At 73.4% G+C, this 26,526-nt stretch carries 27 protein-coding genes; 7 read left to right on the top strand and 20 right to left on the bottom strand.

Going from position 1 to position 26,526, the window contains the following annotated elements; translation table 11 throughout:
- The 6 genes from ACH01S_RS09125 to ACH01S_RS09100 all read right to left on the bottom strand — a co-directional run.
- Positions 1–471 (bottom strand): hypothetical protein (locus ACH01S_RS09125; RefSeq protein WP_067887768.1); only part of this gene is annotated, 471 nt, incomplete at its 3' end.
- Between the two features lie 223 nt (positions 472–694).
- Complete coding sequence (gene bfr / locus ACH01S_RS09120) at positions 695–1,192, bottom strand: bacterioferritin (RefSeq protein WP_067887839.1); 498 nt, start codon at positions 1,190–1,192, stop codon at positions 695–697.
- A gap of 472 nt (positions 1,193–1,664) precedes the next feature.
- Positions 1,665–2,339 carry a 3-keto-alpha-glucoside-1,2-lyase-like domain-containing protein gene (locus ACH01S_RS09115; protein WP_067887765.1) on the bottom strand — a complete coding sequence of 225 codons (675 nt, stop codon included), beginning with the start codon at positions 2,337–2,339 and terminating at the stop codon, positions 1,665–1,667.
- Between the two features lie 22 nt (positions 2,340–2,361).
- A complete protein-coding gene (gene wecB, locus ACH01S_RS09110; RefSeq protein ID WP_218010193.1) occupies positions 2,362–3,549 on the bottom strand; it encodes a non-hydrolyzing UDP-N-acetylglucosamine 2-epimerase in 1,188 nt (395 codons plus the stop codon).
- Positions 3,550–3,651: 102 nt separating this feature from the next.
- The gene (locus ACH01S_RS09105; RefSeq protein WP_067887759.1) at positions 3,652–4,896 is read right to left on the bottom strand and encodes a glycosyltransferase family 2 protein; all 1,245 of its coding nucleotides are present in this window, start codon (positions 4,894–4,896) and stop codon (positions 3,652–3,654) included.
- A complete protein-coding gene (locus ACH01S_RS09100) occupies positions 4,896–5,108 on the bottom strand; it encodes a hypothetical protein (protein WP_148344657.1) in 213 nt (70 codons plus the stop codon). The genes ACH01S_RS09105 and ACH01S_RS09100 overlap by 1 nt, the downstream gene beginning before the upstream one ends.
- Before the next feature lie 293 nt (positions 5,109–5,401).
- Between ACH01S_RS09100 and ACH01S_RS09095 the strand changes: the two genes are divergently transcribed.
- Positions 5,402–7,225 carry a DUF2334 domain-containing protein gene (locus ACH01S_RS09095; protein WP_067887752.1) on the top strand — a complete coding sequence of 608 codons (1,824 nt, stop codon included), beginning with the start codon at positions 5,402–5,404 and terminating at the stop codon, positions 7,223–7,225.
- A 30-nt stretch (positions 7,226–7,255) separates the two neighbouring features.
- On the opposite strand, the gene ACH01S_RS09090 is transcribed toward ACH01S_RS09095, so the two are convergent.
- Positions 7,256–8,290: a glycoside hydrolase family 113 gene (locus tag ACH01S_RS09090; protein ID WP_218010192.1), complete on the bottom strand. Its 1,035-nt coding sequence runs from the start codon at positions 8,288–8,290 to the stop codon at positions 7,256–7,258.
- Between the two features lie 184 nt (positions 8,291–8,474).
- Here ACH01S_RS09090 and ACH01S_RS09085 point away from each other — a divergent pair, with 184 nt between their 5' ends.
- A complete protein-coding gene (locus tag ACH01S_RS09085; RefSeq protein WP_067887745.1) occupies positions 8,475–9,038 on the top strand; it encodes a hypothetical protein in 564 nt (187 codons plus the stop codon).
- 428 nt (positions 9,039–9,466) lie between these two features.
- Here ACH01S_RS09085 and ACH01S_RS09080 read toward each other — a convergent pair whose 3' ends face one another.
- The 5 genes from ACH01S_RS09080 to ACH01S_RS09060 form a co-directional block, all read right to left on the bottom strand.
- Positions 9,467–10,447 carry an NAD(P)-dependent alcohol dehydrogenase gene (locus ACH01S_RS09080; protein WP_067887734.1) on the bottom strand — a complete coding sequence of 327 codons (981 nt, stop codon included), beginning with the start codon at positions 10,445–10,447 and terminating at the stop codon, positions 9,467–9,469.
- A gap of 169 nt (positions 10,448–10,616) precedes the next feature.
- The gene (locus tag ACH01S_RS09075; protein WP_067887837.1) at positions 10,617–11,288 is read right to left on the bottom strand and encodes a response regulator; all 672 of its coding nucleotides are present in this window, start codon (positions 11,286–11,288) and stop codon (positions 10,617–10,619) included.
- A complete protein-coding gene (locus tag ACH01S_RS09070; RefSeq protein ID WP_067887732.1) occupies positions 11,285–12,424 on the bottom strand; it encodes a sensor histidine kinase in 1,140 nt (379 codons plus the stop codon). Before ACH01S_RS09070 ends, ACH01S_RS09075 begins: the two co-directional genes overlap by 4 nt.
- Before the next feature lie 53 nt (positions 12,425–12,477).
- Positions 12,478–13,278 (bottom strand): polyphosphate kinase 2, encoded by an 801-nt coding sequence (ppk2, locus tag ACH01S_RS09065; RefSeq protein ID WP_067887729.1) that lies wholly within the window; start codon positions 13,276–13,278, stop codon positions 12,478–12,480.
- A gap of 76 nt (positions 13,279–13,354) precedes the next feature.
- Positions 13,355–13,753, bottom strand: coding sequence for a hypothetical protein (locus tag ACH01S_RS09060; RefSeq protein ID WP_218010191.1), 399 nt, complete (start codon positions 13,751–13,753; stop codon positions 13,355–13,357).
- Positions 13,754–13,820: 67 nt separating this feature from the next.
- Between ACH01S_RS09060 and ACH01S_RS09055 the strand changes: the two genes are divergently transcribed.
- A complete protein-coding gene (locus ACH01S_RS09055; protein WP_067887726.1) occupies positions 13,821–14,888 on the top strand; it encodes a maleylacetate reductase in 1,068 nt (355 codons plus the stop codon).
- A 10-nt stretch (positions 14,889–14,898) separates the two neighbouring features.
- Here ACH01S_RS09055 and ACH01S_RS09050 read toward each other — a convergent pair whose 3' ends face one another.
- Complete coding sequence (locus ACH01S_RS09050; RefSeq protein WP_083980477.1) at positions 14,899–15,561, bottom strand: response regulator transcription factor; 663 nt, start codon at positions 15,559–15,561, stop codon at positions 14,899–14,901.
- Positions 15,558–16,685, bottom strand: a complete 1,128-nt coding sequence (locus ACH01S_RS09045) for a sensor histidine kinase (protein WP_067887723.1) — start codon at positions 16,683–16,685, stop codon at positions 15,558–15,560. Before ACH01S_RS09045 ends, ACH01S_RS09050 begins: the two co-directional genes overlap by 4 nt.
- 133 nt (positions 16,686–16,818) lie before the next feature.
- On the opposite strand from ACH01S_RS09045, the gene ACH01S_RS09040 reads away from it, so the two are divergent.
- Positions 16,819–18,120: an alpha/beta fold hydrolase gene (locus tag ACH01S_RS09040; RefSeq protein ID WP_169809232.1), complete on the top strand. Its 1,302-nt coding sequence runs from the start codon at positions 16,819–16,821 to the stop codon at positions 18,118–18,120.
- A gap of 7 nt (positions 18,121–18,127) precedes the next feature.
- Here the strand turns inward: ACH01S_RS09040 and ACH01S_RS09035 are convergent, their stop codons facing one another.
- The 3 genes from ACH01S_RS09035 to ACH01S_RS09025 all read right to left on the bottom strand — a co-directional run bounded on the left by ACH01S_RS09035 (position 18,128) and on the right by ACH01S_RS09025 (position 19,730).
- On the bottom strand, positions 18,128–18,688 hold the full coding sequence (locus ACH01S_RS09035) for a class IV adenylate cyclase (protein ID WP_067887717.1): 561 nt from the start codon (positions 18,686–18,688) through the stop codon (positions 18,128–18,130).
- 137 nt (positions 18,689–18,825) lie between these two features.
- Entirely contained in the window at positions 18,826–19,323 is a 498-nt protein-coding gene (locus ACH01S_RS09030; protein WP_218010190.1) for a hypothetical protein, read from the bottom strand.
- A gap of 137 nt (positions 19,324–19,460) precedes the next feature.
- Positions 19,461–19,730, bottom strand: a complete 270-nt coding sequence (locus tag ACH01S_RS09025) for a helix-turn-helix transcriptional regulator (RefSeq protein WP_067887714.1) — start codon at positions 19,728–19,730, stop codon at positions 19,461–19,463.
- Positions 19,731–19,823: 93 nt separating this feature from the next.
- Between ACH01S_RS09025 and map the strand changes: the two genes are divergently transcribed.
- The gene (gene map, locus ACH01S_RS09020; RefSeq protein WP_067887711.1) at positions 19,824–20,594 is read left to right on the top strand and encodes a type I methionyl aminopeptidase; all 771 of its coding nucleotides are present in this window, start codon (positions 19,824–19,826) and stop codon (positions 20,592–20,594) included.
- A gap of 127 nt (positions 20,595–20,721) precedes the next feature.
- On the opposite strand, the gene ACH01S_RS09015 is transcribed toward map, so the two are convergent.
- On the bottom strand, positions 20,722–21,243 hold the full coding sequence (locus tag ACH01S_RS09015; protein ID WP_067887708.1) for a DoxX family membrane protein: 522 nt from the start codon (positions 21,241–21,243) through the stop codon (positions 20,722–20,724).
- 160 nt (positions 21,244–21,403) lie between these two features.
- Here ACH01S_RS09015 and ACH01S_RS09010 point away from each other — a divergent pair, with 160 nt between their 5' ends.
- Entirely contained in the window at positions 21,404–22,174 is a 771-nt protein-coding gene (locus tag ACH01S_RS09010; protein WP_067887706.1) for an AraC family transcriptional regulator, read from the top strand.
- On the opposite strand, the gene ACH01S_RS09005 is transcribed toward ACH01S_RS09010, so the two are convergent.
- Positions 22,159–23,580 carry a pyridoxal phosphate-dependent decarboxylase family protein gene (locus ACH01S_RS09005; RefSeq protein WP_169809231.1) on the bottom strand — a complete coding sequence of 474 codons (1,422 nt, stop codon included), beginning with the start codon at positions 23,578–23,580 and terminating at the stop codon, positions 22,159–22,161. The two genes, ACH01S_RS09010 and ACH01S_RS09005, sit on opposite strands and share 16 nt — an antisense overlap.
- Before the next feature lie 204 nt (positions 23,581–23,784).
- On the opposite strand from ACH01S_RS09005, the gene ACH01S_RS09000 reads away from it, so the two are divergent.
- The gene (locus ACH01S_RS09000) at positions 23,785–25,584 is read left to right on the top strand and encodes a thiamine pyrophosphate-requiring protein (RefSeq protein WP_067887704.1); all 1,800 of its coding nucleotides are present in this window, start codon (positions 23,785–23,787) and stop codon (positions 25,582–25,584) included.
- On the opposite strand, the gene ACH01S_RS43310 is transcribed toward ACH01S_RS09000, so the two are convergent.
- Positions 25,585–26,523, bottom strand: a complete 939-nt coding sequence (locus ACH01S_RS43310) for an SDR family oxidoreductase (protein ID WP_148344658.1) — start codon at positions 26,521–26,523, stop codon at positions 25,585–25,587.
- Positions 26,524–26,526: the final 3 nt, after the last annotated feature.

Here is a 26,526-nt window from a genome sequence, read left to right as displayed (position 1 = left end):
TGGCCGCGGGTCGAGCAGCCGCAGGTGCCCGGCGTCGCCGTCGCCGCCGTCCACCGGCAGCACGCCCGACCAGGCCGAGTCGCGGCGCGCGTCCGGCCGCGGCGCGGCGCCGGACCGGTGGACCACCGCCCACGCCTCGATCTCGTACTCGCCGACCTCGCCCGCCGCGTCGCCGAGCACGGCGCGGGCGAGCGCGTCCCCGGCGATGCCGATCTGCCGCCGCAGCCAGCCGATCGCGGGGGCGTCCCAGTTCTGCATCGTCCGGGACGACTCGATCACGCCCGGCTCCAGGTCGTCCGCGCCGGTCGCCCCGGGGGGCCGCGCCGCGTCGAGGATCAGCCCGCGCAGCGCCGGGAGGTGCTCGGCGGCGCCGGCGCAGTCGGCCTGGTAGACGGGCGTCCGCCACATCTCCAGGACCAGCCGGTCCGCCGGCGCCGCGAGAGCGGTGCCCGCGATGTCGGTGTCGGTCATGGTCGCGCTCCTTTCTCGATGGATCCGCCGCCGGACTCGGCCGATCACGGGCGGCCGGACGGCGGACGGGGCGGTCGCCCGTCCGGCCGCCCGGCCGCGGGGGTGGGATGTCGGTCCGCGCCGCCCGCACCGGTCGGGGGGAGCGGGCTCGCGCGGGACGGGTGGACGTCCGCTCCGGCGCGTTCCGCCGCCGAATGGAGCCTGGTCCACTATTGCGATGCCATTAGACGGGCTCGGTGAAGTCCTCTCCGGGCGCGTCGGTGAGCCGCTGCAGGTAGTTGTGCTCGCCGAGGGAATCGAGGAGGCCGAGTTCGGTCTCCAGATAGTCGACGTGCTCTTCCTCCTCCGCGAGGATCTCCTCGAAGATCCGCGCGGAGGTGACGTCGCCGCGCGAGCGCATCAGCTCGATGCCGGGACGCAGGCGCGCCACCGTCTCCATCTCCAGGGCGAGGTCGGCCCTGAGTTGTTCGGGAACGTTCGGCCCGATCCGCAGCGTGTGGATTGTCTGGTAGTTGGGCGCTCCTTCCAGAAAGAGGATCCGTTCGGTGAGCCGCTCGGCGTGCTTCAGTTCGTCGAGGGATTCCGAGCGGGTGTGCTTCGCGAGCCTGACGTAGCCCCAGTCCTGCTGCATCTTGGCGTGCAGGAAGAACTGGTGGACGGCCGTGAGTTCAGCGGTGAGCTGCTCGTTGAGCAGCGCGATGATTTCCCTGTCACCTTCCATGACGCACATGCTGGCAGCGCCGCCCGGGCGGCGGCCAGCTCAGAATTTTCGAGTTGAATTCCGCCGGTCCGGCGAATTCGAGGCCCATCCTGCGGCGATCCCGCCGGCCTCCGCCGGCGCCCGCCGCGGTGCGGCTCCCGCCGTTAGGGAAGACCGGAAGCCCGCCCGTCCAACGCCGTCCAAGCCGATCGGTGATCAGGGGCGTGATCAGATTGCCGCCGTGACTTCGGCCGCATTCAAGTAGCCATTCGGCTACTTAGGTAATACTAATTAAGGTTAGCCTTTCCTAAATGATGAATAATTTCTCTGTTGACCGAAGTCGGCCGCCGGGAAACATATGCATATTCCCCAAGTTGAAATGTGAACGACGGCGGTGAAGCGTTGAAAGCCGCAGCCACGGCACGGCAACAGCACGGCAACAGCACGGCCACGGCACGGCCACGGCACGGCCGCGGCCGGTGTGCGGGCGGCCTCAGTGGCGGGCGAGTACGGAGATGTCGCGGAACTCGACTTCCGCGTCCTCGGTGTAGAGGCCGACGGAGCCCGCGGTGTACGGGCGCTCCGCGTCGGTGAAGGCGGTGACGTCCCGGTCGTCCACCCGCACGGACATGCCCGGGCCGCGGTGCACGACGGCGACCCGGTACCAGCGGCCGAGCGCGAAGGCGCGCCGCCCGGTCGCCAGGAAGCGCTGGCCGCCCGGGTAGGCGGGGTCGCGCTTGCCCAGCTCCCAGCCGGTCGGCTTCAGGATGAAGTAGTAGAAGCGGCTCGGGTCGGAATAGCCCCAGACGACCCAGGCGGCCTCCCACGGATTGGGCTTCCGCTCCCGCAGCTGGGCGACGGTGCGGGCGCGGAGCCGGTACTCCATCCCGCCGTAGCGGGTCCGCGAGACGACCAGCCCGGCGTGCGTCTCCGCCGGATCGGTCGCCTCCCGCGGCCGCAGCGAGACGACGTCGCCGCGCGCCCCGTTGGCGCCGTGGCCGTCGAACACCGACCGCCACGGGCCGTGGTCGGTGCCGTCCCGCCACCGCACGAACGGGTCACCGCCGCCGCAGTCGGGGACGGTCGCGAGGGACGCGGCGGTGACGAGGACGGCCAGCGCGACCAGCGGCGACCACCGGGGCAGGGAGCGCTCGGCCGAGGGCGACATGGCTGCCATGATGCGGCACGGATCAGCCCGACGCCCGCCCGCGCGCCGAGGGTGGCCGGAGGCAGTCACCGACCATCGCCCGGACGATCCGGTCCGCGGCCCGGCCGTCCCCGAACGGGTTGACGGCGCGGGCCATCCGGTCGCGCTCGGACGCGTCGTCCAGCAGCAGGGACGCCGCCGCGAACACCGCCGCCGGGTCGGTGCCGACGAGCCGGGCGACGCCCGCGTCGACCGCCTCCGGCCGCTCGGTGGTGGCGCGCAGCACCAGCACCGGCTTGCCGAGGCTCGGCGCCTCCTCCTGCACGCCGCCCGAGTCGGTGAGGACGAGGTCGCACGCCGCAAGCGTCGCGGTGAAGTCGGGGTAGCCGAGCGGCTCGCAGATCGTGATGCCGGGGTGCCCGGACAGGCCGGGCAGGAGGGACTCGCGCACCGCCGGGCTCTTGTGCAGCGGCAGCAGCACCTCGCAGTCGCCCCGGTCGGCGAGCCGCCGGACGGCCCCCGCGATCCCGCGCATCCCGCCGCCCTGGTTCTCGCGGCGGTGCAGGGTCACGAGGATCCGCTTGCCGCCGGTGCGGAACGCGGGCTCGCCTTCCCCCCGGTCGAGTATCCACTGGAGGTTGTCGATGACCGTGTTGCCGGTCGTGAGGACCTGCCCCTCCGGGACGCCCTCGGCGCGCAGGTGCGCGGCGGCGCGCTCGGTCGGCGCGAAGTTCCAGCGGGCGATGCGGCCGATCAGCCGCCGGTTCAGCTCCTCGGGGAACGGGTCGTACAGGTCGCCGGTGCGCAGCCCCGCCTCGACGTGGGCGACCGGGATCCGCTCGTAGGACGCGGCGAGCGCCCCGCACATCGCGGTGGTCGTGTCGCCCTGTACGACCACCACGTCCGGGCGCTCGTCGCGGATCGCCTCGTCGAGCGCGGTGACGAGCCGCCCGGTGAGCCCGGCCAGCCGCTGCCGGTCCCGCATCACGGCGAGGTCGGTGTGCGCCTTGAGGCCGAGCGCCGTCAGCATCGGCGCGAGCATCTCGCGGTGCTGGCCGCTGCTCACCACGTACGGCTCGCAGGACGGCGAGGCGTCCAGCGCGCGGACGACGGGCGCGAGCTTGATCGCCTCGGGCCGGGTGCCGAGCACGACCATGGCGCGGACCGGGGGCTCGGGCACGGCGTCCCATGACTGGTTCCGGGCAGGGTCGTGCCGGGGAAGGACAGCCATCTTTCTGCTCCTCGCAGGATGGTGGGCATGCTGGGGTCGCGCGCGGGCCGGACGCGGTGGCGCCGCCCGTCGCGCCGGGGGAGGTGCGGCCGGGTCCCGGCCTCAGGTGCGCGCGGTCTTGAGCCAGGTGTGGCGGCCCGTGAGGAGGCGGCCGACGGCCCACCACCCGGAGACGAACCAGATGTAGCCGTAGATCACGTAGAGGTGGCCGAGGAAGAGCGAGTGCAGCCGGCTCACCGGCTCGCGCCTGCGGTACACGAACGCGTAGGCGGCGGCGAGCCCGAACGTCATGACGTAGAACCAGGGCAGCCACCACACCGACATGAGGCTGTGCCCGGCCTTGACCGAGGCGACGGCCGTGTCGCCCAGCATGAGGGCGAACGCGACCGGCAGCAGCGAGGTGAGCAGCAGCAGCGCCGGGCTCGACAGGTGGTAGAGCAGGTCCGCCGCCGGGCGCGGCGCGACCTCCCGCAGGATCAGCGGCGCCAGCCGCGACGCCTGGATGTGCCCCTGGAACCAGCGGGACCGCTGCCGCAGCAGCCGCCCGAGGGTGAGGACGGCCTGCTGGTGGACGGCCGCCGTGCCGCAGTAGGCGTTCGTCCAGCCGGCGGCGATCAGGCGGACGCCGAGGTCGAGGTCCTCGGTGAGGCAGTCGCTCCAGGGCCGTCCGGTCAGCGAGCGCAGCGCGGCCAGCCGCATGAACTGTCCGTTGCCGCCCATCCCGACGCTGCCGATGTGGCGGCGGGCGCCCTGGAAGATCTCGCCGTAGACGACGAATTCCATGTCCTGCAACCGGGCGAGAAGGCGGCCGTGCCGGTTGTACATCCGCACGCCCACCTGCACGGCGCCCACTTCCGGATCATTGAAGAAGGGATCGACCTGGGCGGCCGCGTGCCGGTCGAGGCGGCCGTCCGCGTCGACCACGCAAATGACGACGTCACGCGGATCCTTTCCGGCCAGCAGCTCCGATTCGGCGAGCCAGTCGAGCCCGGCGTTGAGGGCCGCCCCTTTTCCCTTGCGGGCGTCCGGGAACGCGCGGCTGAGGATATGGACTCGGCCGGGTGCGGACGCGCCCGCCGCGGCCGCGATACGGGCCGTCTCATCATCGGATGCATCGTCGACGACGAGCACGAGAAAGTCATCCAGCGGAAGGTCGAGGAGACGTGACAGACTCTCACCTATTACCTTTTCCTCGTTCAGGCACGCGAGCATGAAAACATAGGTGCGTTGCTTGCCGGGGTCGTCGGGCAGCGGTATCCGGCGCCGGGACAGGACGAACATCCCGCCGTTGTACGCGACCGCCAACACGATGATCGCCAGGCTGCCGGCGACCGTGAGCTGGCCCATCACGGCGACTCCTGCGGATGTCCGCGCCGCGGCCCGGCCGCGCCGCGCATCCGCGCGCCGGCCAGGAAAAGACCGAAAGCGGCCATGAAGTAAATGCCGAATCCCATTCCGGTTATCTGCAGCAGGGCGCGGGCCACATGCATGACGGGCGTCCGGCCGGGGGGCGCGACGATCCCCGCGAAGACGAGCAGGGAACCCAGAGAAGATTTCATGTACAACGTCGGCGACCCCCCGGTATTCACAGCCTGACGGAGTGGGCGTACCACATTCTTCGTAGCCGTCTACGACCGATGCGGGACCCCCGTTCCCGTCCCAGACCGGGACGGGCCAACTGTTCCGCGAGAACGGTACCGCGAAGTAAAGTCCTGTCAAAGTCGAGAAGCGGGAAATGCTGCGGATCGGCCGGATCGTGCCACGGCTAGATCAATTAATCAAGACGTGATACGACATTCCACGCGGGGTACCGCACTTTTCACGCTTCGTTAAAGGACGCGGAGGCGGTTCGATGACCATGAATTGGCGCAGCCGAAAAGCGGGGAGACCGCCGGCGGCCGTGCTGGCGGTGGTGCTGGCGGCGGTGACGGCGCTGGCCGCCCCGGCGGCGACCGCCGCCGCGGCGCCCGGACGGGCCGGGCCCGCGCACGGGCACGCGCACGGCGACGACCTCGCCCTCGGACGCCCGGCGTCCGCGCTCAAGCTGAAGGACTGGGCGAAGAGCCAGGCGACGGCCGACCAGCGCAGGAGGAAGGAGCGCCCGGCGACCCGGCAGCTCACGGGGATCAAGGTCGCGACCGGCGCCGCGGTGGCCCCGCGGGCCGCCGGGAGCGCCTCGGCGCTCGTGCTCTACGACTCGGCCGGGCCCTACGGGTTCCTCGGCGAGCTGTACGGGATGGCCACCGCGAACCTCGCCGGGCACTTCGGCGCGGTCACGGCGAAGCCCGTCTCGCAGTACACGGCCGGCGAGGTCGAGCAGCACACGGCCACGATCTACATCGGCTCCACCTACTACGGCGGCTCGATCCCGGACGCGATCCCGGACGCCTTCTACGCCGACGTCGTCGCCACGGCCAAGCCCGTCGTGTGGATGAACGACAACATCTGGACGCTCGCGGGCAAGGCGGGCGTCCCCGCGTTCACCGCCAAGTACGGCTGGGACCCGACCCAGTCGTTCTTCGGGGTCGGGAACGTGGCGCGGGTCGACTACAAGGACCAGCCGCTGACGCGCACCGTCCCGCAGGGGGCGGACGGCGGAATCCTCCGCCCCTACATCACGAACCCGTCGGCGGTGACCACGCTCGCCCTCGCCCGCGACACGGGCACCACGCCGGAGACCACCTTCCCGTGGGCGGTCAGGTCGTCCAACCTGACCTACCTCGGCGAGATCCCCTACGCCTACACGAAGGAGACCGACCGGATCATCGCCTGGCACGACCTCCTGTTCGACGCCCTCGCCCCCAGCACGGCCACGCGGCACCGCGCCGTCCTGCGGCTGGAGGACATCAACCCCGACAGCGACCCCGCCGAGCTGATGGCCGTCGCGCAGTACCTGAACGCGCAGAACATCCCGTACGCGTTCCAGGTGATCCCCGTCTACACCGACCCGAACGGCGCCTACAACAACGGCGTCCCTGAGACGGTCACGCTGGCGCAGCGTCCCCAGGTCGTGAACGCCCTGAGGTACATGGCCTCGCACGGCGGACGGATCGTGGCGCACGGCTACACCCACCAGTACCGCAGCGCCCAGAACCCCTACACGGGCGCGACCGGCGACGACTTCGAGTTCTTCCGCGCCCACATCGACGCGGGCGACAACGTCGTCCTCGACGGTCCCGTGGCCGAGGACTCGGGGCCCTGGGCGGCCGGGCGGATCATCACCGGGAAGCTGGCCTACGCGCCCGTCGGCCTGCCCACCCCGACGATCTGGACGACCCCGCACTACGCCGCGTCCGTCACCGACTACGGCGCGGTCAAGCAGAGCTACGCCGCCCGGCTGGAGCGCAGCCTGTACTTCTCGGGCCAGCTCTCCGGCGGGCCCGTCGACGGGCACCGCTACATCGGCCAGTTCTTCCCCTACCCGGTCCGCGACATCGGCGGCGCGACCGTCCTGCCGGAGAACCTCGGGAACTACGAGCCCGACCCCTACAACAACCTCCCGCCGCGCCTGCCCGCCGACATCATCCGGGCGGCGCGGTACAACCTCGCCGTGCGGGACGGCTTCGCGAGCACCTTCTACCACCCCTACAACGGGACCGGCCCGCTCACCGAGATCGTCGACGGCATCCGCGGCCTCGGCTACACGTTCGTCGACCCGGCGACGCTGATCCCGTGACGGCCGCGGGTCCTCCGGCGCGGGCGGCCGTCAGCGTGGACGCCACCAGCGCCGGAGGACCCGCTCCGCGGGCTTGCCGTGCGGCGAGTACGACAGCCGCCGCGGGGTCTCGGCCGCGCCCGGCCAGTCGTCCCACATCCACCAGTGGACGCCCGCCCACCACGGCAGCCCGGCGCAGCTCGCGAGGAGGGCGTCGTAGGCGGCGGCCTGCTCGGCCGAGCCGTCCACGTCGGCGATGTCCCAGGCGAACGGCTCGGTGGTGCTGCCGCGCTGGCTCACGTACCCGGCTTCGGTGAACAGCACCTTCCGCCGGTGCCGCGCCGCGAACCGGCCGACCTCCCGCAGGATCGGCCGCCACGCGCGGCGCAGCGCGGCGGGGTCGGCGGTCGGCCGGCTCGCCAGCGGCCAGTAGGCGTCGATCCCGATCAGGTCGAGGACGTCCCAGAACGCCACGTGCTCGAACTCGTCGTAGTTGGCGGCGTAGACGAGCGGCCCGTGGAACCTCGACCTGACCTCCCGGACGACGCCGAGCCACGGCGCGCGATCGCCCGACAGCCCGGCGAGTTCCGTCCCGACGGCCAGCTCGTCGACGCCGGTCTCGCGGGCCAGGTCGGCGTAGTGGACGATCAGCCGCGTGTAGGCCGCGTACCAGGAGCGGGCGTCCCGCGGCCTGATCGCGGCGCGGTCCTGGTCGCCGGGCAGGTCCACGTGCGGTTTCAGCAGGACGCGCAGCCCGGCCCGGCGGGACAGGCCGATGATGTGCCGCAGGCTCGCGTCGCTCGCCGTCTCCTCCGTCGGGCGCATCGCGGAGTCGCGCGGCGACCGCTGGTACCAGGTCGGGGTGAGCTGGATCCAGGTCGCGCCGGTCGCGGCGACGGCCGCGACGTACGCGCCCGCCCGCGGCCCGCCGTAGTCGTCGGTGCTCCACGACGGCAGCGCGATCCCGCGCTGGTGCTGGTCCGGTTTGTCGAGGGGCCGGTCGCCGGACACCGAGCAGGAGGCGGCGGCGGACAGGGCGGCGAGCAACGCCGTCAGGCGGACGCTGCGACCGTGGGCGTTCCTCACCCACGCCATTCCAGCCGAACCGGCCGCGCGCCACGCGCGAACGGCCGTTCTCTTTTGTGGCCGGAATCCGCCAACATCAACATGCGGTGGAGAGCAATCCATGAGTGGTGCGCGGCCCGCCGCCAACGTTGGATGGAAAGGAAAAAGCGGCAGGACCGAAGCGGGACGGACGGAGATCATCGTAATGGCGACGGACGCTGCACTCCCGAGGCGATTCGACACCGGACTTCGACCTCTCAACCAGCGCTACCACCGGGCCGGGCTCGGCCTGTTCCTCTTCGTCGTCGTGGCGCACTGGGCCGAGCACATCGCGCAGGCCGTCCAGATCTGGGGGCTGGGCTGGTCGGTGAAGGAGTCGCGCGGCGTCCTCGGGCTCCCGTTCCCGTGGCTCGTCACGTCCGAGTGGATGCACTACGGGTACGCGCTCGTGATGCTGATCGGGCTCGTCCTGCTCCGGCCCGGGTTCGTCGGCAGGTCGCGGACCTGGTGGAACGTGGCACTGGTGATCCAGATCTGGCACCACTTCGAGCACCTGCTGCTGCTCGTGCAGGCGAGCACGGGGCACAACATCGCGGGCCGCCCGGTCCCGACGAGCGTCATCCAGCTCATCGCCCCGCGCGTCGAGCTCCACCTGTTCTACAACGCGATCGTCTTCGCGCCGATGGTGGTCGCGATGGTCCTGCACCGGCGGCCGAACGGCGCCGAGCGCGACCGGATGCGCTGCACCTGCGCCGCCGATTCGCTCTGACAAGGGGTCCGGAGATGGCCCGCGGGCGCCGTTCTCACGGATTGACCGTCGTCCTGGTTCTGGCGGCGCTCTATCTGCTCTATCTGGCCGTTCCGAATATCGCCCCGGCCGTGCGCGCCGCCCGCGCGGACGGGGTCCCCGGCGTGTTCACGGCGCGCCATTTGCAATGCGTCCGGCATCCGGGCCACCAGAGCTGCGCATGGACCGGGGAATTCACCTCCGACGACGGCAGGATCCACCGGGCGGACGTGTCCCTCAAGGGCGGCCGCGACCCGCTCCGCGAAGGCGCGCGGACCAAGGCCGTCGACGTCGGCCGGGCCAGCCGCGTCTACGGCCCGGACGGCTCCAGCGAGTGGGTCGTGGTCGCGCTCATGATCCTGACGAGCGCGGCGCTCGTCGCGTTCGCCGCCGTCCGGACGGTCCGCCGCTCAGGGCACGGTGAGGACGACCTTGCCGCGCGCGTGCCCGCGCTCGACGTACCGGACGGCCTCGGCGGCGTCGGAGAGCGGATGGCTCCGGTCCAGCACGGGCACGAGCCGTCCGGACTCGACGAGCCCGGCGACGGCTAGCAGGTCGTCGCGGCGCAGCAGGGTCGGGACGACGCGCAGCCGCTGCCGGACGAACCGGTCCAGCAGCGCCGCGCCGACCATGGGCCCGATCGCCCCGATCACCTCGCCGGGCGCGCCGCCCGCGTTGACGACGAGCGTGCCGTCCGGCGTGAGGGCCCGGCGCAGGTGGCGGCGCGGCCGGTTGCCCACGTTGTCGAGGATGGCGTCGTAGGGCGGGCGCCCGCGCGTGAAGTCGTCCTTGGTGTAGTCGACGACCTCGGCGGCGCCGATCGAGCGCACCAGGCCGACGTTCCCGGTGCCGCACACGCCCGTCACCTCGACGTCGGCGGCGGCGGCGATCTGCACGGCGCAGGTGCCGATCCCGCCGGCGGCGCCGTTGACGAGCAGCCGCTGCCCGGCGCGCGCCTCCGCCACGTCCTGGACGGCCCGCAGCGCGGTCGTCGCCGCGAGGGGGAGCGCCGCCGCCTCCTCGAAGGACAGGCCCGCAGGCTTCGGCGCGAGCCGGTCCGCCTTCGCGCGCGCGTACTCGGCGAACGCGCCGGGGCAGAAGCCGAACACCTCGTCGCCCGGCCGCAGCCCGCGCACGTTCGCGCCGACCTTCTCGACCCGTCCGGCCGCGTCCAGCCCCGCGATCCGCTCCTTCGGCCGGGTCAGCCCGAGGCCGCCCGGCATCAGCCGCGCGACGTAGGGGCTGCCGCGCAGGACGTGCCAGTCGTATGGGTTCACCCCGGCGGCGTGCACCCGGACGAGCACGTCGTCCGGGCCGATGGAAGGGAGCTCGACCTCCATCGCCCGCAGCGTCTCCGGTGCGCCGAACCCGTCCTGGACGATCGCCTTCATCACGTCCCCGCCCTCCCGCCCGCGCCGCGTCCGGCGGCGCTCCCGTCGTTCTCGCCTCGATCCTGCCGGGGGAGGCGTTGGGGCTCATCGGGAGAACGGCCACGGCCGGGCCGTCCATTGGTCTGAGCGGAGCGCCGTACTTTCGGCGGCGGCGGCGTGCGGGCGGCGCTCAGGCGCCCGGACGGTTCCGCACGCGGCCCGTCTCGTACGCCCATATCGCGATCTCCACGCGGTTCCGGGCGCCGAGCTTCCCCATCAGGCTGGTGATGTGGGTCTTCACCGTGCTCAGCGTGATGTGGAGCTCGCGGGCGATCTCGTTGTTCGTCCGCCCCCGGGCGACGGCGAGGAGGATCTCCTCCTCCCGGTCCGTCAGCGCGTCGACGGGCTGGGCGGGCGGCCCGGCGGCCGGGCCGGTCGCGGCGAAGGCGTCCAGCAGCCGCGCGGTGACGCTCGGGGTGATGAGCGCGTCGCCGCCCGCCGCCGCGTGCACGGCCTGGGACAGCAGCGCGGAGCCCGCGTCCTTCAGCAGGAACCCGCGCGCGCCCGCCTTGAGCGCGGCGTACACGTAGTCGTCCAGGTCGAACGTCGTGATGACGACGACGGCCAGCGGGTCCCGGACGGCCGGCCCGGCGAGCGCGCGGGTCGCCTCGATGCCGTCCAGGACGGGCATGCGGATGTCGAACAGGCACACGTCGGGCCGCAGCCGCCGCGCCAGCTCCACGGCCCGCCGCCCGTCGGCCGCCTCGGCGGCGACCTCGATGTCCGGCTGCGCGTTGAGCAGCATCCGCAGCCCGGTGCGGACGATCTCCTGGTCGTCGGCGAGGACGACGCGGATGCTCACCGCGCCCACCCGGCGCGCGGCAGGACGGCCGTGACCGTCCACCCGCGCTCGGGGTCGGGGCCCGCCTCGCAGGTGCCGCCGAGCAGGCCCGCGCGCTCGCGCATCCCGGCGAGCCCGTAGCCCGCCGCGCCCGCCGGGCGCGGCCCGGCGGGCTCGCCGTCGTCGCGGACCCGCAGCCGGACCGCGGTGTCGTCGGCCGCGACGCTGACCTCGATGCGGGTGGCGCGGCGGGCGTGCCGCCGCGCGTTCGTCACCGACTCCTGCGCGAGCCGGTACACGACGGCCGCGACCGGCGGCGGCACCGCGCCGAGGTCGCCGGACATCCGCACCTCCACGGCCGGGCCCGACTCGGCCGCGCTCGCCAGCGCCGCGACGTCCCCGACGCGCTGCCCGGCCGCCTCCTCCGGCGCGCCGTCCGCGCGCAGGACGCGGACGATCGCGCGCATCTCGGTGAGCGTCCGGGACGCCTCGGTCTCGATCACGCGGAGCGCGTCGGTCGCGGCGTCCGGGTCGGCGGCGGCGGTCGCGAGGCCCGCCTGCGCGCGGATCGCGATCGCCGACACGTGGTGGGCGACGGTGTCGTGCAGGTCGCGGGCCAGGCGCTCGCGTTCGAGCAGCTTCGCCTGCTCCAGCTCGCGCTGCCGCGCCCGCGCCCGGTACCGCAGCGCGCCGCCCGCCGCCATCGCCGCGGACAGGATCGCGAACGCGCCGAAGGCGTCCGCGCCGCCCATGCCGTCGAACGCGACAGACAGGACGACCTTGCCGTAGGCGATCGCGGCGCCCGCGACGGCCTCGCGCCCCGACCCCCAGCGGACCAGCGCGTAGGCGAGGAGCAGCACGAACGCCATCGCGTTCAGGCCCGGCGCCGCGCCGGTCGTCAGCAGGCCCGCGAGGCCGCAGGCGCCGAACGCGATCGCGACCATGAGCAGCGGGCTCGTCCGCCGCCAGAGGAGGGTGGGCAGCAGCGCGACGGTGAGGACGACCGACGTCCACCGCCAGGGGAGGTCCGGGCGCAGCACGCCCTCCAGGACGGCGACCGGGGCCAGCGCCGCGACCAGCGCCCAGTCCCGCCGTCCGCGCGGCGGCGGGCCGGGGGGACGGGGCTCCGCGCGCACGGAACGCAGAAGGGACGACACGGGCCAATCGTACGAGCGGCGGGCGCCGCCGTCCCGTCCCCGCCGCTACGGAGTCATCCGAGATCCGCGGAATGGTCGGGGACGTAGGTCTGCATGTCGCGCGGCGGCCGCTCGTAGCCCTTCGCGGGCGGACGCTTGGGCAGCTCCAACGGCTGGGGCTCCACCGCGTGGTAGGGAATGGTCGACAGCAGATGGGCGATCATGTTGATCCGCGCGCGCCTCTTGTCCTCGCTCTCCACGACGTACCAGGGCGCCTCGGGAATGTCGGTGTGGACGAACATCTCGTCCTTGGCGCGCGAATAGTCCTCCCAGCGGGTGATGGACTCCAAGTCCATGGGCGACAGTTTCCACCGCCGCATGGGGTCGTCGAGGCGGCTGCGGAAACGGCGCTCCTGCTCGTCGTCGCTCACCGAGAACCAGTACTTGCGCAGCAGGATGCCGTCCTCGACCAGCAGCCGCTCGAAGATCGGGCACTGGTGCAGGAAGCGCGTGTACTCCTGCCGGGTGCAGAAACCCATGACGCGCTCGACGCCCGCCCGGTTGTACCAGGAGCGGTCGAACAGGACGATCTCCCCCGCCGCCGGTAGGTGCTCCACATAGCGCTGGAAATACCACTGCGTGCGCTCGCGGTCGGACGGAACGGGCAGCGCCGCGATCCGGGCGACGCGCGGATTGAGGTATTCGGTGACGCGTTTGATCGTGCTGCCCTTTCCGGCGGCGTCGCGCCCCTCGAACACCACGACGACGCGGGCGCCCTCGTTGCGCACCCACTCCTGCACCTTCACCAGCTCCGCCTGGAGCCGCGCGAGCTCCGGCTCGTACACCTTGCGCGGCAGCCGCTTCACCTTGCCCATACGACATCCTTACAGCACCACCTCGGGGCAGTCGGGCGCCCGGCCGCGAGCAGGATCCTGATCCGCGCCCCGCGCCTCATGGCCGCCGGGGCGCGAAGCATTCGACGTCCTCAAGCCCGCTGAGCGCGTTCCCATCGACGTCCGAAGGGTCGCGCCGGCAGCGCGCCGCCAGTTCTTCGACGAGGGTGCGCGCTTCGGCGCTCACGAAGCCGAAGCGCCGCGACAGGTGCCCGACGCACAACGCTGAGAGCCCGAGCAAGGGATGTCCGGACGGGAGGCCGTCGCCGAGCCGCAGGCACCATCGCTCGACGTCGCATCTCAGCGCGAGGCCCACGAGCCAGTCGGCCGCTTCGCCCTCCACTTCGTCCGCGAGGGACGGCCGTGAGTTCGGCGGTCGTGTGTTGGCCTGGGCCAGGAGGGCTTTGAAGGCGCGGTCTGCCTCGGCGTGCCACTGCGCTTCCTCATCCGGCTCCATGGACGAATTATGGGCTGCCGTAATGTGGGCCGGGCTCAGGCGTCGAGTTCGGTGAGGAAGGGCGAGGATGCTGCAGACCTCCTTCTCTTATGACGCGCTGCCGATGCGGGTGCGGTTCGGGTCCGGTGTCGTCGCGGCCCTGCCCGAGGAGGTCGACCGGTTGGGGCTGCGGCGCGTGCTCGTGCTCTGCTCGCCCCGGCGGCGCGGGCTCGGGGAGTCCGTCTCGAACGCGCTGGGGGAGCGGTCGGCGGGGGTCCTCGCCGAGGCGCGCATGCACGTGCCGGTGGAAGTGGCGCGGCGCGCCCGCGACCGCGCCGCCGAGCTGGGCGCGGACGGCTGCGTGGCGGTCGGCGGCGGGTCGGCCGTCGGGCTCGGGAAGGCCGTCGCGCTCGAACACGGGCTGCCGGTCGTCGCCGTCCCGACGACGTACTCGGGGTCGGAGATGACCCCCACCTGGGGCCTCACCGAGAACGGCCGCAAGCGGACCGGGAAGGACCCGCGGGTGCTGCCCGCCGCCGTCCTGTACGACCCGGACCTCACCCTCGCCCTGCCCGCCGCCGTGTCGGTGACCAGCGGGTTCAACGCGGTCGCGCACGCGGTCGAGGCGCTGTACGCGCCCGACCGGTCGCCGATCACCGCGCTGCTGGCGGGGGAGGGCGTGCGCGCGATGACCGGTGCGCTCCCGGCCGTGCGCGCGGGCGGCGGCGACCGCGACGCCCGCGCGAAGGCGCTGTACGCGGCGTGGCTGTGCGGCGCGGTCCTCGGGGTGACGACCATGGGCCTGCACCACAGGCTGTGCCACGCCCTCGGCGGGACGCTCGACCTCCCGCACGCCGAGACCCACACCGTGCTGCTGCCCCACGCCCTCGCCCACAACGCGGCGTCCGCGCCCGAGGCGGTCGAGGCGCTGGCGCGGGCGCTGGACGCGGACGACCCCGCCCGCCGCCTCTGGGACCTCGCGGGCTCCCTCGACGCGCCGCGGTCGCTGCGCTCGCTCGGCATGTCCGAGGGCGACATCGACCCGATCGGCGAGCAGGTCGTCGGGGCTTCGTTCGCCAACCCCGCGCCCGTGACCCGCGACGGCGTGACCCGCCTGCTCCGCGCCGCCTGGGCCGGAGAGCCCCCGGAGGGCTGACGGCCGCCGCTCAGCCGCGCGGGTGGACGAGGGCGTTGTCGAAGGCGAACACGACCGCCTGGATCCGGTCGCGCAGGTCGAGCTTGGCCAGGACGCGCTTCACGTGCGTCTTGGTCGTCGCCTCCCCGATGTGGAGGCGCGCCGAGATCTCGGCGTTCGACAGCCCGCGCGCTACCAGCAGCAGGACCTCGTACTCGCGGTCGGTGAGCCGGTCCAGGCGGCGGCGCGCCGCCGCGTCCGGCGGGGCGGGGGAGGTGCGGGCGAACTCGGCGAGCAGCCGCCGGGTCACCGACGGGCCGAGCAGGCCCTCGCCGGAGGCGATCGTCCGGACGCCCTCGATCAGCGTCTCCGGCGGGGACCGCTTGAGCAGGAACCCGGCCGCCCCGGCCCGGACGGCGGCGAAGACGTACTCGTCCAGCTCGAACGTGGTCAGCACCAGCACCCGGGACGCCGGGTGCCGCGCGGTGATCTCGGCGGTGGCGGCGACGCCGTCCAGGACGGGCATCCGGACGTCCATCAGCACCACGTCGGGCGCGAGCGCGGCGGTGCTCCGGACGGCCCGCGCGCCGTCCGGGGCCTCTCCCACGACGGTGATGTCCGGCTGCGTCTGGAGCATGACGCGCAGGCCCGCGCGCATCAGCTCCTCGTCGTCGGCGAGCAGGACGCGGATCACGCGGCGGCCCGCGCGGTGAGGGGGACGCGCGCCTCGACGCGCCAGCCGCCGCCCGGGGCGGGGCCCGCCTCGCACGTCCCGCCGAGCCCGGCGGCGCGCTCGCGCATCCCGGCGATCCCGCGCCCCGGCGGGCCCGGCGCGGCGGCGCCGTCGTCGGTCACCGTGACCCGCAGGCCGTCCCCGGCGCGGGCCACCGCGATCCGGACCGTCCCGGCGGACGCGTGCCGGACGACGTTCGTCAGCGACTCCTGGACGATCCGGTGCACCGCCCGCGCCACCGGCTCCGCGACCGGCGGGAGGGCGCCGTCCACGGTCAGGTCGGCGCGGAGCCCGGGCGGGAGCCCGGCGACCAGGCCGCGCAGCGCGGCGGGCAGGTCCGGGGGACCGGCGTCGTCCAGCAGGCCGAGGACGCGGTCGAGGTCGCCGAGCGCGGCGCGGCCGACGTCCTCGATGCCGCGCAGCGAGCGGCGCACGTCCGCGCGCTCGTCCCCGAGGGACAGCCGGGCCGCCCCGGCGTGCGTGACCATGACCGTGACGGCGTGCCCGACGGCGTCGTGCAGCTCGCGGGCCATCCTCGCGCGCTCGTCGGCGAGCGCGCGGAGGCCGAGCGCGGCGGCGCGCTCGGCCTCGTGCGCCCGCAGTGCCTCGGCGGCCTCGAAGCGCGACCGGGCGCCGTCCCCGGCGAGCAGCGCGCCGCCGTGCAAAGCCGCGCCGAGCACGAGCGCCTCCGTGCCCGCGGCGGCGAGCGCGGCGAGCGCCGCCGCGACCGGGACGGCGGCGAGCCGCACGGCGTCCGGCCGGGGCCGGGTCTGCGCGACCATCGTCAGCGCCAGCGCGGACGCCGCCGACAGGTTGGTGAGCGGATACCCGGCGAGGACCGTCGCGACGGTCGCCGCCGCCGACGCCCACAGCGCGGTCGCCGGGGCGAACCGGCGCCCGGCGATCGCCGCGAACCACACCACGGCCGCCGCCCGCGCGGCGACCGGGCCGTGCAGCGGCGACGCGGTGACGTCGGAGTCCCCGATCGTGATGACCGCCGAAACGTAGGCGACGAGGACGTCCAGCGCCACCCAGTGCCACCGGCGCCCGGCGGACCGGTCCGGGCCCCACCGTCGAAGGTCCATGGCGGTCAGCGTACGGAACGCCCCCGATCTGGGGAATCGTCCGGCCGGAGGACGATCCGTACCCCTCCGGGGGGACCGATCGCATCCTCCCGGAGGGACGACCTCGCGCGGCGGCCGTTCCTACCGTCGCGGCATGACTTCGACACCTGTGTCCCTGCACGCGCGCCGGATCGGCGGCGGTGCGCTCGTCCTCTTCGGCGCGCTGCTCGCCCCGGCCGCCGCCGTCGCCGCGTTCCTCCTCGGCGCGGCGGCCGACGCGCCCCTGCCCGCCTGCGCGGCGATCGCCCTGGCCGCCGCCGCTTCGGTCTGCGGCGCGGTCGCGTACCTGGGCGGACGCCTCGCCCGCGCGCGCCGCCGCGCACCGGTCGCGGTCCTCGCCGCAGCGGCCGTGACCGCGCTCGTGGCGGTCGCGGGCCACCTGCTGGTCTTCCGGCCGATCGGCGTCCGCGCCACCGCCCTCCCGCCGCAGGACACCCGCTACTGGGGGCTCCCCACCGGCTCGCGCATCGCCTACACGTTCACCCCGGCGCGCGGGCCGCGCCGGGCCGACCCGGTCGTCCGGCTGCACGGCGGCCCCGGCACCCCCGGCGCGGGACCGGACGACCTCGACCGCGCCCTCGCCGCGACCGGCTTCGACGTGTACACCTACGACCAGCTCGGGTCCGGGCGCTCGCGGCGGCTGGCCGACCCGGCCGGGTACACGGTGGCCCGGCAGGTCGCCGACCTGGAGGCGATCCGGCTGCGGATCGGCGCGGACCGGCTCGTCCTCGCGGGCAGTTCGTGGGGCGCGACGCTCGCCGCCGCCTACCTCGCCGCGCATCCCGGCCGGGTCGCCCGCGTCGTCTTCACCTCGCCCGGCGCGCTGTGGGCGCCGGAGTGGGAGGAGTCGGGCGAGGGGGAGATCTGGGACCGGCTGACCCCGGCCCAGCGGCGGCGGATGGACGACCTGGAGAACCGTCCGCAGCTCGTCGCCTGGTCGCTGCTCATGGCCGTCAACCCGCGCTCGGCGCACGCGCTGCTGCCCGACGCGGAGCTGGACCCGCTCTTCGACGAGCTGCTGTCGTCCGTCGGGTCGGCGGCGACGTGCCGTCCCGGGCGCCCGCTGCGCGAGGCCGCGTCGCGGTCGGGGTTCTACTCCAACCAGATGATCTCCGAGGACATGCTGAAGGCGCCCGACCCCCGTCCGGCCCTGCGCCGTGTGGCGGTGCCGGCGCTGATCCTGCGCGGGGAATGCGAGTACAAGAAATGGGAGATCGCCCGCGAGTACCGCGACGTGATCCCGGGCGCGCGGCTCGTCCAGGTGCCGGACGCCGGGCACGTCATCGAGGCCGAGCAGCCCGCCCTCTACCGCTCGACCGTCACCGCCTTCCTGACCGGGCGGCCGCTTCCCCTTGCCCCGTACACGGGACGGGCCGCCCCGCCGTCCCGGCGGTGAGGCCGGATCACCGGTCGCGGCCGAGCAGCATGTGCGGATAGCCCCGGTGGATCCGCTCGCCGAGCGGGACGCCGAGTCCGCCGACGAACGCCGCCAATTCCTCGATGGCGGCGGGGACGGTCTCGGCGTCGCCCTTGAACTCGAACTCCACGAAGCTGCCGACGCCGGCGAGGGTGTCGAAGGCGACCGCGATCCGGCCGCCGGGGAGCGTCCATTCCTCGCGCACCTTGTCGACGCTCACCATCTGCGTGAAGTCCAGGGCCCGCAGGGTGCGGCGGACCGCCTCGGCGTCGGTGACGTCGCTCTCGTACTCGTCGCAGTGGGTCGCCTCGCCGTCGTCGTCGAGGTGCCATTTCTTGAAGTTGAGGGACGCGCCGCCGTCCGTCCGGCGGATGCGCAGCCATTCGGTGACGACGGGCGTCTCCAGGAGGTCGCGGTGCGGGGCGTTGTAGTAGGTGTCGACCTGCCGGACGGCGGGCCCCGGCCGGGCGCCGCGTCCGGCGAGGACGGCCCGCAGCGGCGCGGGGTCGTCGACGAGGTACTTGTGCTCGATCTCGACGTATTCCACGAGGGCCTCCCGGCGTCGGACGGCCGACGCGCGGGGGCGCGCCGGGCGCTTCCCAGCCTCGTCCAACGGGCCGCCGCGGGGTGCCGGGTCGGCGGATGGTGAGGACGATGTCACTCCGGTTCAGATGTCACTCCGGTTCACAGGCCGAGCGCCCGCGCCACCCGCGCGGCCGACTCGTCCTCGTCCATCGCGGTGCCGACCTCGATGACGGCCAGCCCGAGCCGCCTCGCCTCCGCGGAGAGGAGGTCGGTGAACAACCGGTCGCGTTCGAGGAGGTTGTGCCGGGCCCGTTCGGGATCGCCGGTCCTGTTCGGAATGTCCCAGCCGCGTCCGTCGAACGCGGCCTCGCGGAACTCCGGCGTCGGGAGGAGCCAGACCGCGCGGCCGGGGTCGGCGAGCAGCGGGTGGACGAGACGCGGCAGCAGCCGGAAGCCCTCGACCACCACGCCGGTGTCCGCCGGAAGGCGCAGCAGGTCTTCGACGATCAGCCCGAAGCCCTCGCCCCGGAACCAGTGGAAGGTGTCGAGCATGGTCTCCGGAGAACGGGTCACCCACCGCTCGTCCATGCTCATGGCCTTGAAGGCGCTGAGATGGGGAGCGTCCTCCGGAGTGCTGCGGGCGGCGTGGTCCGCCATGACGTCATCGGTCGAATACAGGCGAAGCGAGTGCCGGGACGCGATGCGCCGCGCGAGGGTCGTCTTCCCGGCGCCGCTGCCGCCGCCGATCCAGCGGACATTCCGCAGCCGCGCCCGCAGCGCCGCGGTGTCGGCGGTCAGGAGGCCGCCTCCAGCGGCAGGGCGCCGCCGCGCCAGGCGGCCGCGAGGTCCTGCACCGGCAGGCCGAGCGCCTCGCCGAGGCGGACGATCGTGCCGAACCCCGGGGACGGCAGCCGACCGGTCTCGATCTTGCGCAGCGTCTCCGGCGAGATCCCGGCCGCCCGCGCGACCTCCGCGAGGTCGCGGCCCGCCCGCGCGTCGCGCAGCAGGGCGCCGAGGCGCCTGCCGGCCTCGATCTGTTCGGGCGTGAGCGGTTGCCGGACCATGCGCCAAGGGTAGGACTGGTATTTCTATACCGTCAAGCGCTAAGGTTTCGGTATAGTAATACCGGCACCATTCGGACGCTACGTGAGGTACTCGTGATCGAACTGAAGACGCCCGCGGAGATCGAGCGCATGCACGTCGCCGGGCGTTTCGTCGCCGAGGTGCTCACCGAGGTCTGCGAGCGCGCCGCCGTCGGCGTCAACCTCCTGGACCTGGAGCACCACGCCCGCGCCATGATCAAGCGGCGCGGCGCCGAGTCGTGCTACTGGGACTACGCGCCGTCGTTCGGCAACGGCCCGTTCCGCAACGTCATCTGCCTGTCGGTCAACGACGCCGTCCTGCACGGGCTGCCCCACGACTACGTCCTGCGGGACGGGGACGTCCTCAGCGCGGACATCGCGGTCGGCATCGACGGCTGGGTGGCCGACTCGGCGTGCACGGTCGTCGTCGGCACTCCCGCCGAGGAGGACCTGCGGCTCATCCGCGCCACCGAGGAGGCGCTGGAGGCGGCGATCGAGACGGCGCGCCCCGGCAACCGCGTGGGCGACATCTCGGCGGCGATCTGGGCGGTCGCCCGCGACTACGGCTACCCGGTCAACGACGAGTTCGGCGGCCACGGCCTCGGCCGCACCATGCACGAGGCGCCGCACGTGTCCAACAAGGGCAGGGCGGGACGCGGCCTGAAGCTCCGCCCCGGCCTGACCCTCGCGCTCGAACCCTGGTTCGCCCGCACGACCGACCGGATCGTCTACGACCCCGACGGCTGGACGATCCGGTCGGCCGACGGCTCGCGCACGGCCCACTCCGAGCACACGGTGGCCGTCACCGAGGACGGCCCCCTGGTGCTCACCCGCCGCACCCGCTGACCGCCCGGCGGCGCCGCCGCGAGCGATCGCGTCTCGCTCGACCGGGCACCGCCGTTCCGAAAACGGCCGGCTCGCCCGGCCGGAAAGGCGGGCGAGCCGGTTTTGGGACGTTCCTACGCCCTTTTCGTCAGCGCAGGACGGGGAAGCGGCGGACGATCGGGAGCCGCGCCCAGATCCGTCCGAGACCGAGGGTCGTGCCGGCGTCGGCGACCGCGACGGAGATCAGCAGCGCGGCGTAGATCCAGTGCTCGTCCATGAACGGGTTCGTCTCCGGCCACAGGGACGCGGCCCACAGCATGAACAGCAGGATCGTTCCACCGGCGGCGGCGAGGCGGAGGCAGACGCCGAGGATGAGCGCGACGCCGAGGCCCGCCAGCCCGAACATGAAGAGGGAGTCGACCCAGACCTGCCCGGCCATGGAGTGGAACATCTCCTTGAACGGTCCATCGGCGTGGCTGAGGAAGCCCTTCGAGGGCGAGGTGCCCGACAACCAGCCGTCCTGGGTGGGCTTGCCGAGCCCGAACAGCTTGTCGAGGAAGGCCCAGAGGAAGAGCCAGCCGAGGAGGAGCCGTCCGATCGCGAGCGCGTAGCGGGCCGGGTGCTCGGAGGAGAGCGACGGCGGGGGGCGAAGGCGTGTGTCAAGGGACATGGGGGTTCCTTGGGGCGGGGGTGGGAGCCTTTCAATAGGTAAGTTTCCTATTAGTTTTGCGCCGCCGCAACCGGACCAGTGGAACTGTTTTCGCGGTGAGCGTGGCCGGATCCGGGCCGAGCGGAGGGTTTCCCCGCCTCGCCCCCGCTAAGATCATCGGATGCGGGGGAGGACGCGGCGGAGGTCGGCCTCGTCGACGCTGAACTGGGAATGGAACAGCGTCCGCGCGGACCACCGCTTCCCCCGGCACTCCCACCGGGACTGGTCGTTCGCGGTCGTCTGCGGCGGCGTCGGGTTCGTCGACGTCGGCGGGACCCTCCACGAGGCGCACGCCGGGATGATCACCGTCCTGCACCCGGGCGAGTCGCATCGCAGTTGGACGCATCCGACCTCGGGCCTGGACTACGTCGTCATCACCGTCGCCGAGGCCGAGGCGGCGGCGCTGCACGGCGGACGGACGGCGCCGACCTTCACCGAGCACGTCATCGACGATCCGGGTTGCGCCGAGGCGCTCCTCGCCGCCTGCGAACCCCGCCCCGGCGCCGCGGCGGCGCCGGTCGCGGGCGCGCTCGCCCTGCTGTTCGGCACGCACGCGCGGGACGAGGGCGCGTCGTCGTCCCCGTCGCGCGTGGTCAGCGTCCTCCGCGAATACCTGGACGACCACTACGCCGTCCCCGTGTCGCTGAGCGACATGGCCGCGCTGGCGCGGGTGAGCCAGGCGACCCTCGTCCGGCGCTTCCACGCCGACCTCGGCATGGCGCCGCACGAGTACCTCGTGTCCCGGCGGATCGACGCGGCGCGGGCGATGGTCAGGTCGGGCCTGCCGCTGCCCGAGGTCGCGCACCGCACGGGATTCGCCGACCAGAGCCACCTGCACCGGCACTTCACCCGGATCGTCGGGGTGACGCCGGGCCGCTACCGCCGGAACTGAGGCGGGGACGCGTCGTCCGCGAGGCGCTCCAGCAGGGCGACCGTCTCCTCGATGTCGTGGGCCGTCGTCTCGGGGTGGGTGACGCAGAGGCGCAGCACGGGCCGGTCCCCGATCTCCGTCGTCAGGACCAGGGCGAAACCGTCCCGCAGGGTGCTCGCGGCGATCTCCCGGGTGACGGCGTCGACCTGGTCAGGCGTCGCGCCGTCCAGCACGGGCCGGAAGGTGACGATCGCGAGCTGGGCCGGGCTGACGACCTCCCACCGGTCGCCGTCCGACAGCAGCGCCTCGGCGTGCTCGGCGAGCGCGATCCCGTGCTCGACCGCCCGCCGGAACTCCTCCAGGCCGAAGGTCTTGAAGCTCATCCACATCTTGAGCGCCCGGAAGCCGCGGGTGAGCTGCGGGCCGAGGTCGTAGAAGTTGAGCGGCGCGGTGCCGTGCCGCGTCTCGCGCAGGTACTCGGCGTTCATGCTGTAGGCGTCGATGAGCGCGGTCTCGTCCCGGACGAGGACGCACCCCGCCTCGTACGGCTGGTACCACCACTTGTGCGGATCGAGGGCGAGGGAGTCGGCGCGGGAGAGGCCGCGCAGCAGGTCCCCGGCGCTCTCCGACAGGACCGCCGCGGCGCCGTAGGCGCCGTCCACGTGCAGCCACAGGCCGTGCTCCGCGCACAGGTCGGCGAGGTCGTCGAGCGGGTCGACCGCGCCAGTGCTGGTGCTTCCGGCGGTCGCGACGACGCATGAGGGCCGCAGGCCCGCGTCCAGGTCGCGCATGATCCGCTCGCGCAGCGAGGCCGGGTCCATCCGCTGGCGGTCGTCGGTGCCGACGAACCTGATCCGCTCCTCGCCGAAGCCGATGAAACCGAGGCCCTGGCGGATCGAACCGTGCGTCTGCGACGTGACGTAGACCGGCCCGGACCGGCCGCCGGACCTCGTCCGCGCGGCGTGGATCGCGATCAGGTTCGCCATCGTGCCGCCGCTGACGAAAAGGCCCCCGGCGGTGGGCGGGAACCCGCACACGGTCCGCAGCCAGTCGATCGTGATCCGCTCCATGACGGCCGGGCCCGAACCGACGAGCCACTGCCCGGCGAACACGTTGAACCCGGACGCGAGGAAGTCCGCGACGGCCCCCACATAGGTGCTCGGGCCGGGAATGTAGGCGAGGAAGCGCGGGTGGTCGGTGCGGACGGTGAACTCGCGCACGTGCTCGACCGCCTCCCTCATCACCTCGATCGCGTCCCTCGGCCCCTTGGGGAGCGACGCGTCCATGAAGGCCTCGATCTCCTCGCGGTCGGGCGGGGCGCCGACCGGCCGGTCGCGGAGCGTCGCGAGGTGCGCGACCACCTCGTCCACCGCCCGGTAGCCCAGGTCTCGCATGGTCGCGGGGGAGAGCCGCAGAGGGACGTCCAACGATTCCTCCTTCGGGGACGCGCTTCGGGGACGCGCTTTCAAGGGGCGCGGACCGCCACGATGGCAACGGAGGGGACGAGATGTCTTGGACGATCTGCTCAGGCCCGGCGGTGGGAGGCGGCCCCGCCGGGCCCGGATGGTAGGGCGGCGGCGGGCTGGGTAGGCGGAACGGGACGTCCGGTCCACCGGAAGGAGAGCCGTTCCATGCCATCGACGACGGTCGGCGACCATCTGCTGGCGCGCCTGCGCGAGTGGGGTGTCGAGAAGGTGTTCGGGTATCCGGGCGACGGGATCAACGGGCTTCTCGCCGCCTGGGGACGCGCTGGGAACGAGCCGCAGTTCGTCCAGGCGCGGCACGAGGAGATGAGCGCGTTCGAGGCGGTGGGCTACGCCAAGTTCACCGGACGGGTCGGCGTGTGCGCGGCGACGTCGGGCCCCGGCGCCGTCCATCTGCTGAACGGGCTGTACGACGCCAAGCTCGACCACGTGCCCGTGGTGGCGATCGTCGGGCAGACCAACCGCAGCGCCATGGGCGGCTCCTACCAGCAGGAGATCGACCTCATGTCGCTCTACAAGGACGTGGCCAGCGAGTACATCCAGATGGTCACCGTCCCGGAGCAGCTGCCGAACGTGCTGGACCGGGCGATCCGCGTCGCGACGGCCGAGCGGGCCCCGACGGCCGTGATCATCCCGGCCGACGTGCAGGAGCTGGAGTACAGCCCGCCGAAGCACGCGTTCAAGATGGTCCCGTCCAGCCTCGGGGTCGCGCTGCCGTCCGTCAGCGCCGACGCGGAGGCGATCCGGCGCGCCGCCGACGTCCTGAACGCCGGACGGAGGGTCGCGATCCTCGCGGGCGCGGGCGCCAGGGGCGCGGCCCCGGAACTGCGGGAGGTCGCGGACCTCCTGGGCGCGGGCGTCGCGAAGGCGCTGCTCGGCAAGGACGTCCTGCCGGACGAACTGCCCTACGTCACGGGCTCGATCGGGCTGCTCGGCACCCGTCCGAGCTACGAGCTGATGAACGACTGCGACACCCTGCTCACGGTCGGGTCCAGCTTCCCCTACACCCAGTTCATGCCCGACCTGGACCAGGCGCGCGGCGTCCAGATCGACATCGATCCCAAGCTGATCGGCATGCGGTACCCGTACGAGGTCAACCTCGTCGGCGACGCCGCCTCCACGCTGCGCGCCCTGATACCGCTGCTGGAGCGCAAGAGCGACCGCGGATGGCGCGAGACGGTCGAGTCGAACGTGCGGAGCTGGCGGGAGACGGTGGCCGACGAGGCGATGGTCGACGCCGACCCGATCAACCCGATGCGGCTGTTCCACGAGCTGTCGCGGCGGATGCCGGAGGACGCGATCGTCGTCGCCGACTCGGGCTCGGCCGCCAACTGGTACGCGCGCAACCTGAGCTTCCCCGACGGCGTGCGCGGCTCCCTGTCCGGGACGCTCGCCACGATGGGACCCGGCGTCCCGTACGGGATCGGCGCGAAGTTCGGGCACCCGGGCCGTCCCGTGATCGTGTTCGAGGGCGACGGCGCGATGCAGATGAACGGCCTCGCCGAGATGCTCACCATCAGGCACTACTGGCGGCAGTGGGACGACCCGCGGCTGATCGTCGCCGTCCTGCACAACAACGACCTCAACCAGGTCACCTGGGAGATGCGCGCGATGCAGGGCGCGCCGAAGTTCACCGAGTCGCAGACGCTCCCCGAGTGCGACTACGCCGCGTTCGCCGCGAGCAACGGCCTCAACGCCATCCGGGTGGACGAGCCCGGCCAGATCGCCACGGCGTGGGACGAGGCCCTCGCCGCCGACCGGCCGACGCTGCTGGACGTCCGCGTCGACCCGAACGTCCCGCCGATCCCGCCGCACGCGTCCTTCGAGCAGATGAAGGACAGCGCCGAGGCCCTGCTGAAGGGCGACGAGGACCGGCTCGGCGTCGTCCGGAAGGGCATCAAGGTCAAGATGCAGGAACTCCTCCCGCACCGCGCCGGGAAGAAGTGATCAGCGGAACCGCCAGGTCTGCGCGGCGAGCAGCAGGCTGCGCCGCTTCGCGCGGTCGTCGAAGCCGCCGTGCGCGCCGTGGTCGCGGTCGGCGTCGCACGGCTCCCAGAGGTTGCCCGCCGGGTTCCCGTCCCGCCGCTCGCCGGTCTGCTGCGAGTCGTACCCGGTCCGGCCGAGGTACCGGTCGAGCAGTCCGGGGACGACCTTCTCGGCGAGCAGTGTGGCGATCGTGGAGCCGCCGACCCAGCGCTCCCGGCGGCGCGGATGCTCGGCCGCGTGGACGATCGCGCGGGCGGCGACCTCCGGCTGGTAGATCGGCGGCACCGGCTGCGGGTGCCGCGGCAGCCGCGACCGGACCCAGCCGAACTGCGGCGTGTTCAGCGCGGGGAGCTGCACCATCGTCACCTTGACCCCGCTCCGGTCGTGCAGCAGCTCGGCCCGCAGCGACTCGGTGAACCCCTCGATGGCGTGCTTCGCGCCGCAGTACGGCGCCTGCAGCGGGATCCCGCGGTAGGCGAGCGCGGACCCGACCTGGACGATCACTCCGGCGTTCCGCGGCCTCATCCGGGCGAGCGCGGCGCGCGTGCCGTGGACCGTCCCGAGGTAGGTGACCTCGGTGACGCGGCGGTACTCGGCGGGCGTGATCTCCTCGAACGGCGCGAAGACGCCGGTGAACGCGTTGTTCACCCAGACCCGGATCGGGCCGAGTTCGCGTTCGACCCGCTCGGCGGCCGACTCGACCTGGTCGGGGTCGGCCACGTCCACGGTCAGGGGCAGGGCGGTCCCGCCGAGCTCCTCGACGTCGGCCGCGGCGGCGTCGAGCCCGGCGCGGCCGCGGGCGAGCAGCGCGATCCGCGCGCCGCGCGCGGCGAAGGCGCGGGCGGCGGCCCGCCCGGTCCCCGCGCTGGCGCCCGTGATGACGACGACCTGATCACGCATCGG

Origin of the sequence: Actinomadura chibensis NBRC 106107, assembly GCF_001552135.1 — a bacterium.
GTDB lineage: Bacteria > Actinomycetota > Actinomycetes > Streptosporangiales > Streptosporangiaceae > Spirillospora > Spirillospora chibensis.
This window is presented reverse-complemented; position numbering and strand designations above follow the sequence as displayed.